We start from the raw sequence: 18,078 nt of genomic DNA, 5'->3' as shown, positions 1-18,078 counted from the left end.
AAAAAGGCACTTGCCGTTTTAAACACACATTTAAAAAATTAAGAATGATGTTATCAGCGAGAAAGATTCTGTTAAAAAATCATCCATTCAGTTTTTTGAGTGTTAAAAGCATTAACTTGTTGGTCAATCAAAAACTTAAATTATATGAAGAAAATTACGCTAGCAATTGCCTTGTTAACTTTTGGTTTACAGGCACAAACATTTCCAAATCCATATTGTGACATTACAAATGGTCCATCGGTTGAAGAAATTACATCAATCGATTTTGATACTGTTAGTATTACAAATACTGATATAGCATCTGTTTTAATTGATGAAACTGCAACTGTTATAGCAGTATCACCAAATGAAACTTACACTATTACAGTAACAGGAAATACTTACGGTGACTTTGATACCGATATTGTAGCTTTTATAGATTGGAATCAAAACGACATTTTAGACGATGCCAGTGAAATTTATGCTATTGGAACTCTTAACAACACTACAGGTAGCGACGGAATTTCAGTGTCCTCTAATATCACTGTTCCTTCAGACGCTATTTTGGGATCTACAAGAATTAGAATTACAAAAACTTACACAGACCCTTCTTCCGTTGCAGTAATTGACCCTTGCGCTATTGCTATGGATATTATTGGTTATGGTGTTTATCCAGGTTATGGACAAGCGATTGATTTCTCATTAAATGTAGAATCTGCTCTACCTTTTCCAAGTCCATACTGTGATATAACTAATGGCCCTTCAGTTGAAGAAATTACATCTATTAATTTTGGTACTACAAGTATCACAAATACTGATATTGCATCTGTGTTAATTGATGAAACTGCAACTGCTATAGCTGTATCTCCTAACGAAACTTACACTATTACAGTTACAGGAAATACTTATGGAGACTTTGACACTGATATTGTAGCTTTTGTGGATTGGAATCAAAACGACATATTAGACGATGCCAACGAAGTATTTACTATTGGCACCTTATCCAACACTACTGGTAGCGATGGCACTTTAGTATCTGCTGATGTTACTGTTCCTACAGATGCTGTGATGGGAACAACAAGAATTAGAATTACAAAAACTTACACAGACCCTTCATCAGTTGCTGTAATTGACCCTTGCGCTATTGCGATGGATATTATTGGTTATGGTGTCTATCCAGGTTATGGACAAGCTATAGATTTTAACTTAACTATAGGCACATTAAGTGTTAATCAGTTTGATCGTAATGAATTATCAATATATCCTACTCCTATTCAAAATGAGTTGCATATAGAATATACTTCTGAAATTAAAGCTGTGAATATTTACAATCTTGTAGGTCAAAAGGTGTATTCAAAGCAAACAAATACGTCTCAATTTTCATTGGATTTATCTATGCTAGCTTCTGGTGCTTACATTATTAAATTGTTTACAGATAATGGACAACATAGCTTTAGAACTCTAAAACAATAGAAGGTTATTTTTAAAATTAAAAGATTTTGAAAAGGAGGATTAATTCAAGTGAATTAATCCTCCTTTTTGTTATTTAAGATTGCTATTTAGTAACAAAAGCTACTAATAATGTACGATTATATAAATGGGATTAAATAAAAAAATTACTTCTTAAAATCTCTACGAATCGTATAAATCAATTCTTCTAAACCATTGATTTTAATTTCGCACATCTGTCGCATCATACTTCCTAATTTACCTGCAGGAAATCCTTTTTGCTGATACCAGATATAATAATACTCGGGAATATCAATAAGATATTGATTTTTATACTTACCAAACGGCATTTTGTAATGCGCTAACTCAATTAAAACTGTACCGTCTAATTCCATTTATCTAAGTGTAATTGTAGAAGAAAAAAAATGCTTTGTTTAAAAAAGCATAACCAAAATGGATAAGTAATATTTAATTATTGCGATTTAAACTGGTCATATTTATCCAATTCTTTCTCAATAAAATTATTCCATTCTCTCTGCTTTACAGCATTTATAGAGTGTTGGGTTTCTTTATCGTATTTTTTTTGAGTTTCGCTAACGGCTACATTAATTAGATCATGTAACCTATTCAACTGTTTCTTTACATTTTGATTCACTTCAATTTTTGAAATTTGCTCCCTAAACATACGTGCGTAAAGTTCAGTAATATCAAAATGCAATTGCTCATGACTAAGAATATGCTCGTTGCTTTTAGCTTTTAAATACCAAGATTTATTAGGATAAAAATGAGTTTCTACAGTCGTAGAAAATTGAGCAATTCTATCTCCAGATGTTTTTACAGAATAACCAAATGTAATACCAGAAGCGGTTAAGGCTACTGCATCAGACTCGAGGTCTGGACTACCTTTAAAGTCTGCCCAAGTCAGTTTTTTAGACGCATCCCAAGTCACTGTTTCATCATCAGATTCACTGCTAACTAAAAAGGTAAATAATAAAATTAATAGATATTTCAACGGAAAATAATTTGAATTAATAGCTGTTTTTTTTCCTATTCTAATGATATTAGTTTTTATTCTAATTAAAAAAATATAAAATAGGCTCCCTCTCAAAAATAGGCGCATTTAAACTAATCCTAATGCTTTTTCGTTTAAAAACAGAAAACCAAGATAAGATTTAGTATTCTTAGACTAAACGATAGATTTAACCTTTTAATATAACTTAGTTAGCATTAACGATTTTTAAATCATCATATTTTACTATGTAAAGCGCTTGATTAACATAACCACCAAAAAAGTCTTTACTATATCTAAATTTGTTCTCAACATACTCCGTTTCAACCGATTCCATTGATCCTTCATATAAACTTTCTGCTGAAGCTAGACGCATTAACAAATCTAAAGTAATGTCAAATCCTCGCACTGCATATTTACTTGGAGAAACACCATATTTTTCACGGTAAGCTTTCACAAAACCATTCTTGGTTGATTCATCAAATTCTTTATTTACAGATGGGTAATGAAACTTAAGATTCGTTAAGTTATTATTATCTATATTTTTACCTTCAAATGCTCTATTCTTATCTGTTGTTGCTAATATAATTTCAGTTTTATTTACAACAAATCCATTGAGTAAACTAATAACGCCAGAAGCAAAAGAATTATTATTGGTTTCTAAAAACACATACGTTCTACCTTCTGAAAACATATTCTGTAATTCAGTATGATATATAAAATAAGCATCTTTAGTTTTATTCTTCTTGTCCATTCTAGAAAAAATCAGTTTCGATCCTGGAAACTGTTTCTGTAAAGCTTCGCTCGTAGCTCTATGCGCTTGATCTGAAATGATTACAACTTTAGTTTTTAAACTATCCGCCTTTACAAAATCAATCATAGAAGACATTAACAATTTGTCTTCTGGTAAGGTTTGAAAGACGTTATTATATACTTCTCTAGGCTTATTCATCGCAGCAATTACAGGAACTTTATCTGCTTTTAAAGCCAAGGCTACACGATTAAAACTCTCCTCTCCCATTGGGCCAATAACAGCATCATAGTCTGAAAAATCATTTTCAGCTAATAATTCGTTTGTAGTAGAAACTTGATTTCTTGTATCTAAAACTTTTAAATTTGTTGAAATCCCTAATTGTTTTGCTGAATCTAATGCCATCATAACACCAACATGAAAATCTAAAACGGCAGACAAGCGTTTGTCTTCTTTAATCTTCTCTTTAGTTTCCTCAACCTCTGCAACATTAACTTTATCTAAACGATAAGGCATCATTAAAGCTATTTTTTTAGGCTTGAAGTTTGTTAAGCTACGTTTTAAATTCGTGGTTTCTACAGTTTCTAAGCCAGCAATAGTATCAATATCTGCTGGTACTTTTAAAACCATACCTGCTTTTAAGCCTGTTGTTTTTAATTCTGGATTTAGTTGTTCTAGTTGCTCTTGTGTTAATTCTAACTTTCCTTTTAAACCATAAAAAGTTTCCTTTGGCAATACTTCATAATAACCAAACTTAGCCTCAATTTTCTTTTCTGCTTGGTCTTCAATATTTGGCATATTAAGCACATCTCCTGGCTGAATAACCTCATTCATGTTAGGGTTTAATGCCTCCAATTCTGCTACTGTAATTCCAAATTTATAAGCAATTCTCCATTTCCCTTCTTTAGGTTGAACGGTGTATTTTTTTACAGTATTATTTAAAGTTTGTTTAGAAATTACCGTTTTATACCTTGGAATTCTAATTTTATCTCCTTTTTTAAGATTTTCAGAATATAAAAAACGATTGGCTTTCTTTATTTCTTCTTCAGAAACATTGTTTTCTTTCGCCAAACCGTACAACGTTTCTTTTCGTTTTACTTTATGCGTTTTATAATCAATAAGTTCACGTTTTTCTTCGGCTATTGGATCATTCTTAATTTTTGAATTAGGAATAATCAATACTGTGTTAGGTTGAAACTTACGTTTAGCATCAGGATTTAAAGCATAAATATCAAAAGGTGTTACCAAATATTTTTTTGCAATAGTTTGAATAGTTTCACCGGGTTGTACTGTATGTTCAACAAAATTTTGAGCACTTAAACCAATGGTAAAAGCTAATAATATAATGGTTAAAATATTTTTCATGTAATCTATTTTACTTTTTTTTTCTGAAAACTGAGATGGTAAATCACCTCTATTCCCACTCAATTGTAGCTGGTGGTTTTGAACTGATATCATATACCACTCTGTTCACACCTTTTACTTTATTTATAATTTCATTTGAGGTTTTTTGCAAAAACTCATATGGTAAATTCACCCAATCGGCAGTCATTCCGTCTGTACTTTCTACAGCTCTCAAAGCTACACATTTTTCATAAGTACGTTCGTCTCCCATTACGCCTACACTATTCACTGGTAACAACATAGCACCTGCTTGCCAAACTTTATCATATAAATTCCAAGAACGAAGGTTATTAATAAAAATAGCATCTACCTCTTGTAATATACGTACTTTCTCTTCGGTTAGATCTCCAAGAATCCTAATCGCTAATCCTGGACCTGGAAATGGATGACGACCTAACAGTTGACTGTCCATATTCATTGACGCTCCAACACGTCTTACTTCATCTTTAAATAAAGCTCTTAAAGGTTCTACCACACTTAGCTTCATATAATCTGGCAATCCACCAACGTTGTGATGACTCTTTATCGTTGCACTTGGTCCACCTGTTGCAGACACACTTTCTATCACATCAGGATAAATAGTACCTTGTGCTAACCATTTTACATCTTTTATTAAATGCGCTTCATCATCAAAAACAGCGATAAATTCAGCTCCAATTGCTTTTCTTTTCTTTTCTGGATCACTCAATCCTTTTAACGCATCCAAAAAGCGTGCCGAAGCATCTACACCTTTAACGTTTAATCCCATGCCTTCGTATTGATGCAATACATCTTCGAATTCATTTTTACGTAACAAACCATTATTTACAAAAATACAGTATAGGTTTTTCCCTATCGCCTTATGCAATAACATAGCAGCTACAGAAGAATCTACACCACCAGATAATCCTAGAACTACTTTATCATTACCTAGTTTATCTTTTAAATCTTGAACTGTTTCTTCTACAAACGCATTTGGTGTCCAGTCTTGTTCAACCTCAGCTATTTTAACTAAAAAGTTTTGCAGCAATTGATGGCCATCTGTAGTATGATACACTTCTGGATGAAACTGAATAGCATACGTTTGCTCTCCTTCAATTTTATAGGCTGCATTTTTTACGTCGTTTGTACTTGCTAGCAAAACACCATTGGTTGGTAATTGTTTAATGGTATCACTATGACTCATCCAAACCTGACTCCCTTCATGTATATTTTCAAAGAAATCTTCGTTAGGTTTTATAAAAGCCAAATTTGCTCTTCCGTATTCTCTAGTATTAGATTCTGCGACTTCACCGCCTGCAAAATGTGCCAAATATTGCGCACCATAACAAACGGCTAGCATTGGCTTTTTTCCTCTAATCCCATCCAATTCAGGATGAAGAACATCTTCTCCTCTAACAGAGTTTGGGCTACCAGATAAAATAACAGCTTTAAAGCTCTCTGAATCTGAAGGAATTTTATTGAATGGGTGAATTTCGCAGTAGATGTTTAATTCTCTAACGCGACGCGCAATAAGTTGTGTGTATTGCGATCCGAAATCTAAAATTAGGACTTTGTTGTGTTGCATGCGCAAAAATAAGGATTGATTTGCGAACTACGATTTACGAATTACAATTTTTTAGATTAAGTTTTTAACATAAAATCTGCTTTTGTGTTATTAAGTTATTATCACAAAAGCATCTCATAATTCATTCATTTAACACATCAAATACGTTTCAACTAAATCATGGTTTCTAGAATCATCGCAATATCATTTTCGGTGGTATCAGGATTTATAAAACAAAAACGAGAACAGGTTTCATAGGTATCTCCATTTTTCCATTTGGTTGGCGTTACTAATGCGAATCCTTTTTCATGGTTTTCATAGGTCCAATGTGTATAATCTTCAGGCTCCCAACCTATCCTTCTGTACAATACACAAGATAAACTTGGTGCTCTCACCAATTCTAAATTTGGATGCGCCTTAATGAGTCGTCCTGCTATTTGTGCCAATTCCAATCCACGTTCTACAGCTTCTTTATAACGATCTGTGCCATGTGTGGCTAATGAAAACCATAAAGGTAAACCCCTAACTCTTCGGGTAAGTTGAATTTGATAATCCGTTGGATTAAACCCGTGTGCGCCTTCATCTTTAAATATTTCGAGATAAGCGCCTTGTTGTGAATGGGCATTTTTAGCCAATTCCATATTTTTATAAATCACAGCACCACAATCGTATGGTGAGAACATCCATTTGTGTGGGTCTATAGTAATACTATCTGCTTTCTCAATACCTTTAAATAAATGACGTACAGAGTCTGCTACCAAAGCACCTCCTCCATAAGCAGCATCAATATGAAACCATAAATTTTCTTCTTCACAAACGATAGCAATACTTTCTAAATCATCAATGATGCCTGCATTAGTAGTTCCACCTGTTGCTACAACAGCAAATAAACATTTACGTTGATGTTCAGTTAATGTTGCAATGGTTTCTCTAAGTGCATCGCCTGTTAAATGTTCTTCAGAATCTACTAAAATGATATCTACATCAGCCACTTTTGCCATGGCTTTTACAGAAGAATGTGCTCCAATTGAGGTGACTATTAAACCTTTTTCGCGCTTATATTCCGGATTTTCTCTCCAATGTTCTCTTGCGGTAACGATAGCAGATAGGTTGGCTGCTGTGCCTCCACTTGTAAAAACTCCAAAAGCACCTTCTGGCAAACCTGTTAAAGACACAATCCATTTCATGGCTTCGTTTTCGCAAAAAATACCTCCTGCACCTTCCATCCAATACGCTCCATGTATGCTTGATGCCGACGTAATTAAATCGAACATAATGGCCGCCTTTGTTGGCGAAGCTGGCACAAATGCTAAATTTCTTGGGTGATCCACAGGTACATTAGCTTTTGCTAAATGCGCTTTCCAAAGATTAAAAGCATACTCACCACCTACACCTTTTGGTGTTACGGTTTCACCAACCAATGCTTTTAATTCTTCTGTTTTTTTTGGTTTTCCTATTTGATGGTCGGTTGCAGAAACGCGTCCGATGACATATTTCATGACATCTAATGTCATTTCTATTAACTCAATATCAATATGATGCATTGACTATTTTAAATTTAGTATTAAGAACTCACCTTTTAGTGGCTCTAAGGCTTTTAATAATTCTGGAATTAATTGCTCTCCAAATTCTAAATACAATTCCGAAAAATTAGTGTTTCGTTCTTGTAAACTTTGGTTAGGAAATAATTGTTCTTGTAATTCGGTACAACGACTAATTTGGTCTGCTAATTTTCGTTTTTGAGCAATTAACAATCGTTTTTCAAGATGTCTTAAGCCCTTTAATTGCTTTACTTCTTGAGCTTTTACAGCACCAATAAATGATTTGTCAGTTTGTTCTGCTAAACCATAAAGGCTTTTAAATTGGGTTTCTAAATGTTTAATTTGCTCTGAAAAGTCAATATCTATATTCGATATTTTTCTAACCTTTTTATTAATAAACGAATGTCTATCTAAAAATAAATCGTTATCCGAAATATTCAATTTTTCAAGTTTCTCAGCTTGTTTCTTGGTTTTTATTAATGCTGAATTCCTCAACAAAAGCATCGGAAACGTGACATTCTGCGCTTCAAAATTCGATTTTAATTGTAACCAATAAATCATTTCTCCGCCTCCACCAATGTAACAGAGGTTTGGCAAAATCACTTCTTGGTATAACGGTCGCATAATCACGTTTGGCGAGAATCGCTCCGGAAATTCATTGAGATGCTCTAGTAGCTCACTCTTGCTCCAAGAAATATCGGTATCTAGCACCGAAAACACTCCATCACTTTCTACAATGCGCTCGCGTATGCCATCTTTAATATAGAATAAGTTGATTTCTCTTGGGTTTACCTGAATCTTTAAATCTAAATCTTCTAATTTCTTATTGGTTGCTGTGACCGTTTTAAATGCTGTTTGTTCTAGCATTTCTTGTTTCATCTGCGGAATAAACAAACGTTTCAGTGCGCTATCATCAGCATCTATAATCACTAAACCATGCGCTCCAAATAATTCGTTTGCCAAATAACGAGTGGCATCTGCTAAATTATTATGCTTTAAATATCCTTTCTTAAACCATGTTTTTAATTGTTCGGCGTTTTTCCCTTCTCCAAATTCTAAAGAAATAATATCGAAAACATCCTCTAAACCTTCCGTATTAAAATGACCAACAGCACCTGTTTGATTAGAATTCCACTGCATCTTTTTGCCTTTAAAATTGAAGTAATTAATTTCTTCAAAATCATGGTCTTCAGAAGCCATCCAATACATTGGCACAAAATTGTACGCTGGAAATTCAGCTTTTAATTGTTTCGTTAAATTTATAGTTGAAATTATTTTGAATAGAAAATAAAGTGGTCCTGTAAAAAGGTTTAATTGGTGACCTGTTGTAATAGTGAAGGTGTTTTCAAGATTTAAGCTTTCAATATGTTCAGCGGTTAAATCTGAAGTCTTTACATTTTTGTATTGCTGCTTTAGGGTTTCAGATAGAATAGTTCTAGACTGCGCTTTAACAGACAAACTTTTCTCTTTTATCTGTGCTTCAAAATTTTCCAACTTAGGAAAACGATGATAAAATTCTTTTAATTCTTCTTTTTCTGCGAGATAATCGCATATAAAATCTGAGAAATAATTGGTGTCCTTAAACGGAATATAGTTGGTTGGCATTATCAAACTTATTTATGGCATAAAGATAAGACTCTTCATTTTTTTATCTGCTAATTTTTAGTTAATTCAGTTGTGCGAACTATCTTTACTATCTAAACTCACTCATAACCTTAATTTTAAATTACATGCAAAAATTAATCTTAGCTCTTTTTGTCGTTTTTGGCAGTCTAACCTTAACACCAGCACAAACTATTGCATCACCTAGCGACTTTTTAGGTTATGATATTGGTACACAATTTAGTAGAAATCATCAGGTTATTGATTATTTTAAAGCGGTTGAAAAAGCGCTTCCTAATCAAGTAAAATTAGAAAACTACGGAAAAACCAACGAGCGCAGAGATTTGTATTTGGCTTTTGTAACGAGTGAAGCTAATATGAAGCAACTCGAAACCATTAGAGAAAACAATTTAAAAAACGCAGGTTTGTTAAACGGCGAACCAACAGCCACTGATATTGCCATTGTTTGGTTAAGCTATAATGTGCATGGTAATGAAGCATCGAGTTCTGAAGCGTCCATGCTAACCTTATATAAATTACTAACTGAACAACAAGAGTTACTGAAAAACACGGTTGTAATTATTGACCCAAGTGTAAATCCTGACGGTCGCGATCGTTACGTAAATTGGTATAACAGAACCAAAAGCGAACCTTACGATGTAGATAAACAAGCGAGTGAACACAATGAACCTTGGCCGGCCGGACGACCAAATCATTACCTCTTTGATCTAAATAGAGATTGGGTTTGGGCAACACAAGTAGAAACACAACAACGTTTAGAGGTTTATAATAAATGGATGCCACATGTACATGTCGATTTCCATGAGCAAGGCATTAACGAGCCTTACTATTTTGCACCTGCAGCAGAACCGTTTCATGAAATCATTACAGATTGGCAGCGTGATTTCCAGACACAAATAGGACAAAATCACGCTAAATATTTTGATAAAGAAGGTTGGCTGTTTTTTACAAGAGAACGTTTTGATTTACTGTATCCGAGTTATGGTGATACCTACCCAACATTTATGGGAGCCATGGGAATGACTTACGAGCAAGGTGGTCACGGTATGGCTGGTTTGGGTATTTTGAATGACGAAGGCCATGTGTTAACTTTAATAGAACGTTTAACGCACCATACAACCACAGGAATTTCTACGGTTGAAATGGCATCAAAAAATGCAAAACAATTAAATACTGAGTTTGGTAAATTCTTTAATAATACCAACTTAAAATATAAAAGCTACGTCTTAAAAGGGAATGAAGATAAATTGAATAGCTTAAAAACGCTTTTAAATAAACACCATATTACTTTTGAAAATGCGACAAGCGCTAAAGTATCTGGTTACCATTATGCAACAGGTAAACAAGGTAGTTTTAATGTAGATGCAAATGCGTTAGTGGTGCATAGCAATCAGCCCAAAGGTAAAATGGTTAAGGTATTATTTGAACCAAACACCAAACTTTCAGATTCTTTAACTTACGATATCACGGCTTGGTCACTGCCTTATGCTTATGGATTAGATGCTATTGCAACAACAGCTAATGTTAGCAGCAATACATTAGCGAGTCGTAAAGCACTACCAACGTTGAATGATGCTTATGGCTATGTAAGCAAATGGAACTCTATGGAAGATGCTCAGTTTTTAGCCGAACTATTAAAGCAAGATTTTAAAGTGAGGTTTACCGAAAAACCATTCACATCTAATAACACCAAATTTGAACGTGGTTCTCTCATCATCACCAAAGGAGACAATAAACATATTGAAAAAATGGTATCAAAATTAAATACCATTGCACAAGAACATGCTCAACCCCTAACAGAAATCAATACTGGTTTTTCTCAAAAATCACCAGATATTGGCTCGCCAGATATTAAATTAGTAAACAAACAAAAGGTAGCCATTCTTTCTGGTGAAGGCACATCGTCTTTAAGCTATGGTGAACTATGGCATTTCTTTGAGCAACAATTACACTATCCGTTGACTTCTATAAATACGGATGATTTCAGCAAAACCAATTTAAACAAATACAATGTATTAATTCTGCCAAATGGCTATTACGGAAAAGTGTTTACCGACAGCAACTTAACTAAACTAAAAGATTGGGTAAGATCTGGCGGAAAAGTAATTGCTATTGATGGTGCATTGCGAAGTTTTGCAGGTAAAGAAGGGTTTAGCCTGAGTACTAAAACACCTGAAGATGAAGACCAAAAAGAAAACCTAACGGCTTATGCAGATCGCGAACGCGAATATAGTAACCATCTTATTACAGGAGCCATTTTTAATACCAAAGTAGATGCTACACATCCTATGGCTTTTGGTTACAGTGATCAGTATTTCACGCTTAAATTAGGAAGCTCTGCTTACAATATATTAGAAAACGGCTATAACGTGGCATACTTAAATGATACCAAAGTGTTTTCTGGTTTTGCAGGCCAACAGGCTTTAAAAGCATTAGACCAAACCTTAGTATTTGGCGAAGAACCAATGGGAAGTGGTAGTTTTATTTACATGGTAGATAACACGCTTTTTAGAAGCTTCTGGGAAAATGGAAAACTCTTTTTAGTGAACGCTGTTTTCTTTGTGAATAATAACGCTTATGAATTGTAATAAACTCTTGTTTTACTTTATTAACAATTGAAGATAAAAACTAGATAATTAAGAGCGAGTCACTTGGCTTTAAGCCTCTAAAAATCTACCTTCGTTTAACGTTGGATATAAAACATTGAAACGCTTTTATATCTGCGAGATATTGGCATTAATTACCTAAAACTCATGAAAATCGATTATTCAGAAAAAGAAGACATTTATTATTCTGATTTAAAGCTAAATTCACTTAAAAGTTTTGAAAAAATAAGTGAACCAAAATCGTTGATTAGAATTGACTTTCATACTCTTTTCGAAAAACCAACAATTGAACAAGAAAATGCGATAAATTATTTAGTTGAAAATGAAAAAGATATTTTCGACAAAATGGTTCTCGGAATAATTGATCGTTATAACAACGAAGTTTTAAGCAAGTTTAAAAATTATGTAGAGTTCTTACCAGTTATAAAAACACCAATCGATTTAAAAAGAGAAGTGTCGATAGATAACATTATAGTTTCTGACAAACATATTAACGGAACATCCTATGTTATGTATAAAGGAGATTGCAGTTGGGATGATGAACACGGATTTTGCGCTGTGATGAATAAAAATCAATTCATTGAATTTGGTTCTTGGGATTTACATTATTAAAACTAATGCTAACACCGTGTATATTTAATTGTTTGGTCACTGCCGACTTACGAACATTCCTGCGGAGTATTCTATCTGTGTTTTATTTGCTAAATTACGTGCCTAACCACGCAACTAATCATATAAACACGTTAGCAAAATTATATAACCAGAACGACCTATTAAAGAATTAAATGAATTGTATTAACTGTAATTTTGATCACAATGAAAAATACTGTCCAAATTGTGGTGAAAGAAAAGGAACAAAAAAAATAACGTTGAGCTCAATAGTTGAAGATTCATTTTCATCTATTACAAATATGGATAAAGGCTTTTTATTTAATATAAGATCATTATTTCTACAGCCGAAAAAAATTACAATTGACTATATTTTAGGAAAAAGAAAAGGTATTCTTAACCCTATTTCGTTTCTAATTATTGCTATTACCATTTATATCATCGTTATAACCTTTTTTAAGGTGCCAAAAGATTTAGTCGAAGAAAATAGTGTAACAAAATCTCGACTTGAAAAAACAAGTAATTACGTTGGATTTTTTCTTAGAGCTTACTTAAAATATTTTTGGGTATTATGTATAATTCCATTAGGAATAACATTAAAGTTAATTTTTAGAAAATATAATTTTATAGAACACCTAGCTATAAGTTCATTTATAATTGGACAAGCTACTTTAATAGGAATTTTGAGCTTCTTAGTTTTCAGGTTTCCATTAATTTTTGACCCAGTAGTTTATCTAGCGATTCTATGGCTAGTTTATAAAATATTTAAAAATAATAATGGTAGAATTGAAGCAATTGGGTTATCAACAACAGTTTTAATATTATTCATAATACAACTAATTTTAATTATTGGAACTATCGGAGTAATAAAATACTGTTGCTAACAATGTTTATAACTAATTGCTAGGGCTGCGCCTATTCGGTCATGATATCCAGGATTAAAACACATCTACTAATCACATAATTAAAACTTTCAATACCATTAAATACTAACTTAAACTCTAAATTATGAAACTAGGAGCATTTTCAATAAGTCTTGCGGTAAAGGATATAAAAGCCTCACAAACATTTTACGAAACTTTAGGATTTTCAGTATTTGCTGGAAGCTTAGAACAGAACTATCTCATTATGAAAAATGGCGAATCCTTAGTGGGTTTGTTTCAAGGCATGTTTGAAAACAACATTCTTACCTTTAATCCTGGTTGGGATCAACACGCCAATGCACTTGTAAAATTTGATGATGTACGTACCATTCAGAAACATTTAAAAAGTAAAAACATCACACTAGAACACGAAGCAGATGAAACCACTTCTGGACCTGCAAGCTTTGTGGTTTTAGATCCTGATGGCAATGCTATTTTAATCGATCAGCATGTCTAATAATTTTTTATTATCTTTTAAGGATAACTAAAAAACGAAGTACATGTCAAAACCAGATTTTTCAAATTTAAAAGCCGTTTTTATTAACTGCACGTTAAAGAAATCACCAAGAGTGAGTCATACACAAGGGCTAATGGATCTCTCTATAGATATTATGAAGAAGGAAGGTGTTAGTGTAGACACCATTCGTTTTATAGACCATGATGTGGCATCAGGAGTATATCCTGACATGACGGAATACGGCTGGCAAACCGATGAATGGCCAAAACTCTTTGAGCGTATTTTTGATGCTGATATCTGTGTTATTGGCACACCAATTTGGTTGGGCGAAAAATCCTCGGAAGCCACCAAATTAATTGAACGTTTCTATGCCATGAGTGGCCAACAAAATGATAAAGGACAATATTTATTCTACGGAAAAGTTGGAGGTGCTATTATAACAGGTAACGAAGACGGAGTAAAACATTGTGCCATGGGTATGCTTTATGCTATGCAACATATTGGGTATTCTATTCCACCACAGGCAGATTGTGGTTGGATTGGTGAAGTTGGACCTGGTCCTAGTTATCTCGATGAAGAAGCTGATGCTAAAAACAATGATTTCACTAATAGAAATACCACCTTTATGACTTATAATTTAATGCATTTGGCTAAACTTTTAAAAGAGAATGATGGGTATCCTGCTTACGGTAATTCTCGCAAAGATTGGGACAACGGTACGCGCTGGAATTTTGAAAACCCAGAATACAGATAAAGCCAATGAATTGGGATAAAGAATTAGAATTTTATGACTCAATTGTTAAAGACTGCAATGGCTTTGAACGAAAGGGTAAGAAGATGATTTACACCTCATCTAACGGATATATGTTTACGCTATTAAATAAAGCAGGTGAAATAGGTATAAGATTACCAAAATCAATGGCTGAAAAATTTATGGCAGATTATAATACTGGCTTTTATTATTCATATGGAGCAAAAATGAAAGATTATGTTTTAGTCCCTAAGTCAATTTATAATGATAAAAAGGTATTAGTCTATTATATGGAACAAAGTTTTACTTTTGTTAATAGTTTACCTCCAAAATGAAACGGAGCATTTAAAAAACAAAATACCAAATAATTGCACTGATAAACGTATAAAAAGATAATAAGAGGATTTGCATTCTATTGTGCTTTACTGAGCTTGTCATATAACTAAGGTTTTATTCAATTATATGACACAAAACATCACAAATTGTCACTTATTTATCATAACTACTAAACAAAATGGAAAAAGCGTTACAAACCATGATTAACAATATGCCTGAGAAAACAGGTAAATCATTAGAACAATGGAAATCGATTTTAAGTAAAAAAGCATTCGTTAAACATTCTGAAGGAGTCAATTTCCTAAAAAAAGAACATGGAGTCACCCATGGTTTTGCTAATACTATTGTTACACTTTCTAAAGAAGAAAACAATACGTCTGATGATTTGGTGAGCAACCAATATAAAGGCAAGGACAATTTATTTCCTATTTATGAAAAGATACTTGCTATCGTTAAAGGCTTTGGAACTGATGTGACCATCACACCTAAAAAAACCAGTGTTAGCGTTATTAGAAAACGCCAATTTGTTTTAATAAAACCTGCAACAAAAACACGTATAGATTTAGGATTAAAACTACCCGAAAAACCAACGACAGACCGACTAGGCAATTCCGGACCTTTTGGTACTATGTGCACACATCGCGTTCAAATAACATCTATTGACGAGATTGATGATGAATTAATTGGATGGATGAAGGAAGCCTATACAAAAGCCGAATAATCCGTACTCTAATTAACATTAGCAATTACAAACACTAGATTTCACAAAGAATTGACACTTTTTTTACATTTAATTTTACCATCCTAACTTCTATCAATAATACATTTGAATTCATCTTAAAAACAATCTAATTATGAAAAAGCGTATTATTATTTTAGGAACAACTTTAGTTATTGTAAGTCTCTTATTTTTTAGTTTCACAAAATGGAAGAGTAACGTGGCTGCAGATTCAAACTTACTAAACAACAGAGATCTTGCTATAGACAACAAAGAAATCCATGGTCCAAATCTTAAAGCTATTCCAGATTTATATTATGGAATCGATACAAGGTTTGCTGCTGTCTCAAAATCTGATGTACATAAAGCGACTAGCATTTATACATTTCTAAACGCTAGTGAAAAAGATCAAATACAACATATTAAATCTGTAAATCTTGTGGTTATTAAAAACAACCAACAATCAGAACTACAAGCATTTGGCACTACTGATCTCCTCACTGATGCACAAATGAAATTATTAAGATCTATGGATTACTTTAATCATTTTACGATTAGAACCGAATTTAGAGGTAAGAATATGGAAACAGGCATCGTAGAAGATAAATTTTTCGGTCCACATATTACTGTCGTTCCAGATACGCAGGCTACATATGTAGATGGTAAAGAAGCACTACTTCAATATCTTAAAGAAAATAGTTTAGCTGACATGAATGTTATAAAAGACGACAAGATTAATGCTATAAAAATAAGCTTTATAATATCTAAACAAGGTGATGTTATAGAAGTTAAACATGATGCTATGAGCACTGGTTACACTTCAATTGATGAGAAATTTATGGAACTCATTAAAAATATCCCAGGAAAATGGACACCTGCTGAAAATGCTAAAGGAGAAAAAATGGAACAAGAATTCGTTTTTACTTTTGGACCAAGAGATCGCTGTTAATTAACTTGCTTATTTTTTCTCACTCACCTTTATAAACTATTTTAGGACACCAAGACTTCGCCATAAAGGTCGAAGTCTTCTGCCTCAGTCACTTTTATAGTCGCAAATTCACCTGTTTTTAAATAAGTTTTAGTTGCATCGATTAAAACTTCGTTATCTACATCTGGCGAATCAAATTCAGTTCTTCCAACAAAATAGTTACCTTCTTTTCTATCAATAACCACTTTAAACTCCTGGCCTATTTTGGCTTGATTCAATTCCCAAGAAATCTGAGATTGAATTTCCATAATATCATTGGCACGTTGAATTTTCACCTCTTCAGGTACGTCATCTTCTAAGTTGTAAGCGTGTGTATTTTCTTCATGAGAATATGTAAAACAACCTAAACGCTCAAAACGCATTTCTGAAACCCATTGTTTTAACTCCTCAAAATGTGCTTCTGTTTCACCAGGATAACCAACAATTAATGTTGTTCTTATGGTCATTTCTGACACTATGGCTCTAAATTCATTTATTAATTTGGTCGTCTTGTCTTTTGTAGTTCCACGACGCATAGATTTTAGTAAATCATCAGAAATATGTTGTAATGGAATATCTAAATAATTACAAATCTTAGGTTCACGTTTCATAATATCTAAAACATCCATAGGAAATCCGGTTGGGAATGCATAGTGTAAACGAATCCACTCTATACCTTCAACCTTCACTAAGTTTTCTAGTAACTCAGCAAGATTTCTTTTTTTGTAAATATCTAAACCGTAATACGTTAAATCTTGAGCAATAAGTATTAATTCTTTAACTCCATTAGCAGCCAATTTCTCAGCTTCGGTAACTAAGTTTTCAATTGGAGTACTTTTGTGTTTTCCTCTCATAATAGGAATAGCACAAAAACTACAAGGTCTATCACAACCTTCTGCAATTTTAAGATAAGCGTAATTTTTTGGTGTTGTAGTTAAACGTTCACCAATTAACTCATGCTTATAATCTGCACCTAATGCTTTTAATAATCCTGGTAATTCTGTAGTACCAAAATACTGATCTACATTTGGGATTTCCTTTTGTAAGTCTGGCTTGTAGCGTTCACTTAAACAGCCTGTCACAAAAACCTTATCTACTTCGCCATCTTCTTTCTTTTGCATGTACTCCAAAATGGTGTTCACACTCTCTTCTTTGGCATTATTAATAAAACCACATGTATTAATTACAACTACGTTTCCTTCTTGCTCATGGACAACGTCCTTTCCGCTTGCTTTTAGTTGTCCCATCAATACTTCGCTATCGTAAACATTTTTACTACAGCCTAATGTAATAACGTTGATTCTATTCTTTTTTATAGTCTTGGTTCTCATGCTTTTTGTAAATCAGTTTGCAAAGATACACAATGATTTACTAAATTCGATTCCTCATTTATGGTATTAAACCTTTTTGTGTTTATATTGTCTAATTAT

General features: G+C 33.1%; 16 protein-coding genes. 9 read left to right on the top strand and 7 right to left on the bottom strand.

The window, feature by feature from the left end:
* The first annotated feature begins 144 nt into the window (after window positions 1-144).
* Window positions 145-1,452 (top strand): T9SS type A sorting domain-containing protein, encoded by a 1,308-nt coding sequence (locus ACJJVO_RS01485; RefSeq protein WP_405569581.1) that lies wholly within the window; start codon window positions 145-147, stop codon window positions 1,450-1,452.
* Between the two features lie 143 nt (window positions 1,453-1,595).
* Here the strand turns inward: ACJJVO_RS01485 and ACJJVO_RS01480 are convergent, their stop codons facing one another.
* From ACJJVO_RS01480 to bshC, 6 genes are all read right to left on the bottom strand, one after another.
* A complete protein-coding gene (locus tag ACJJVO_RS01480) occupies window positions 1,596-1,823 on the bottom strand; it encodes a DUF3820 family protein (protein WP_405569579.1) in 228 nt (75 codons plus the stop codon).
* Window positions 1,824-1,900: 77 nt separating this feature from the next.
* A complete protein-coding gene (locus tag ACJJVO_RS01475; RefSeq protein WP_405569576.1) occupies window positions 1,901-2,440 on the bottom strand; it encodes a DUF922 domain-containing protein in 540 nt (179 codons plus the stop codon).
* A 205-nt stretch (window positions 2,441-2,645) separates the two neighbouring features.
* Window positions 2,646-4,646, bottom strand: a complete 2,001-nt coding sequence (locus ACJJVO_RS01470; protein WP_405569575.1) for a LysM peptidoglycan-binding domain-containing protein — start codon at window positions 4,644-4,646, stop codon at window positions 2,646-2,648.
* Window positions 4,603-6,138, bottom strand: coding sequence for a glutamine-hydrolyzing GMP synthase (gene guaA, locus ACJJVO_RS01465; protein ID WP_405569572.1), 1,536 nt, complete (start codon window positions 6,136-6,138; stop codon window positions 4,603-4,605). Before guaA ends, ACJJVO_RS01470 begins: the two co-directional genes overlap by 44 nt.
* Window positions 6,139-6,290: 152 nt before the next feature.
* Window positions 6,291-7,661 carry a pyridoxal phosphate-dependent decarboxylase family protein gene (locus ACJJVO_RS01460; RefSeq protein WP_405569569.1) on the bottom strand — a complete coding sequence of 457 codons (1,371 nt, stop codon included), beginning with the start codon at window positions 7,659-7,661 and terminating at the stop codon, window positions 6,291-6,293.
* A 3-nt stretch (window positions 7,662-7,664) separates the two neighbouring features.
* Window positions 7,665-9,263: a bacillithiol biosynthesis cysteine-adding enzyme BshC gene (bshC, locus tag ACJJVO_RS01455; protein ID WP_405569566.1), complete on the bottom strand. Its 1,599-nt coding sequence runs from the start codon at window positions 9,261-9,263 to the stop codon at window positions 7,665-7,667.
* A gap of 125 nt (window positions 9,264-9,388) precedes the next feature.
* Between bshC and ACJJVO_RS01450 the strand changes: the two genes are divergently transcribed.
* The 8 genes from ACJJVO_RS01450 to ACJJVO_RS01415 all read left to right on the top strand — a co-directional run bounded on the left by ACJJVO_RS01450 (window position 9,389) and on the right by ACJJVO_RS01415 (window position 16,630).
* Window positions 9,389-11,869, top strand: coding sequence for a M14 metallopeptidase family protein (locus ACJJVO_RS01450; protein ID WP_405569563.1), 2,481 nt, complete (start codon window positions 9,389-9,391; stop codon window positions 11,867-11,869).
* Window positions 11,870-12,034: 165 nt separating this feature from the next.
* The gene (locus ACJJVO_RS01445) at window positions 12,035-12,499 is read left to right on the top strand and encodes a DUF6985 domain-containing protein (protein WP_405569561.1); all 465 of its coding nucleotides are present in this window, start codon (window positions 12,035-12,037) and stop codon (window positions 12,497-12,499) included.
* Between the two features lie 299 nt (window positions 12,500-12,798).
* Window positions 12,799-13,380: a DUF3667 domain-containing protein gene (locus tag ACJJVO_RS01440; protein ID WP_405569559.1), complete on the top strand. Its 582-nt coding sequence runs from the start codon at window positions 12,799-12,801 to the stop codon at window positions 13,378-13,380.
* A 124-nt stretch (window positions 13,381-13,504) separates the two neighbouring features.
* Window positions 13,505-13,876 carry a VOC family protein gene (locus ACJJVO_RS01435; protein WP_405569556.1) on the top strand — a complete coding sequence of 124 codons (372 nt, stop codon included), beginning with the start codon at window positions 13,505-13,507 and terminating at the stop codon, window positions 13,874-13,876.
* A gap of 43 nt (window positions 13,877-13,919) precedes the next feature.
* Entirely contained in the window at window positions 13,920-14,630 is a 711-nt protein-coding gene (locus ACJJVO_RS01430; protein WP_405569554.1) for a flavodoxin family protein, read from the top strand.
* Between the two features lie 5 nt (window positions 14,631-14,635).
* Window positions 14,636-14,962, top strand: coding sequence for a hypothetical protein (locus tag ACJJVO_RS01425; RefSeq protein WP_405569551.1), 327 nt, complete (start codon window positions 14,636-14,638; stop codon window positions 14,960-14,962).
* Between the two features lie 179 nt (window positions 14,963-15,141).
* Complete coding sequence (locus ACJJVO_RS01420; RefSeq protein WP_405569550.1) at window positions 15,142-15,684, top strand: DUF4287 domain-containing protein; 543 nt, start codon at window positions 15,142-15,144, stop codon at window positions 15,682-15,684.
* Between the two features lie 133 nt (window positions 15,685-15,817).
* Window positions 15,818-16,630, top strand: a complete 813-nt coding sequence (locus ACJJVO_RS01415) for a hypothetical protein (protein WP_405569548.1) — start codon at window positions 15,818-15,820, stop codon at window positions 16,628-16,630.
* Window positions 16,631-16,671: 41 nt separating this feature from the next.
* Here ACJJVO_RS01415 and rimO read toward each other — a convergent pair whose 3' ends face one another.
* Window positions 16,672-17,979, bottom strand: a complete 1,308-nt coding sequence (gene rimO, locus ACJJVO_RS01410) for a 30S ribosomal protein S12 methylthiotransferase RimO (RefSeq protein WP_405569545.1) — start codon at window positions 17,977-17,979, stop codon at window positions 16,672-16,674.
* Window positions 17,980-18,078 lie beyond the last annotated feature (99 nt).

Origin of the sequence: Winogradskyella sp. Asnod2-B02-A, assembly GCF_045063645.1 — a bacterium.
GTDB lineage: Bacteria > Bacteroidota > Bacteroidia > Flavobacteriales > Flavobacteriaceae > Winogradskyella.
Note: the sequence above shows the minus strand (reverse complement) of the source record. Positions and strands in the feature narration are given on the sequence as shown.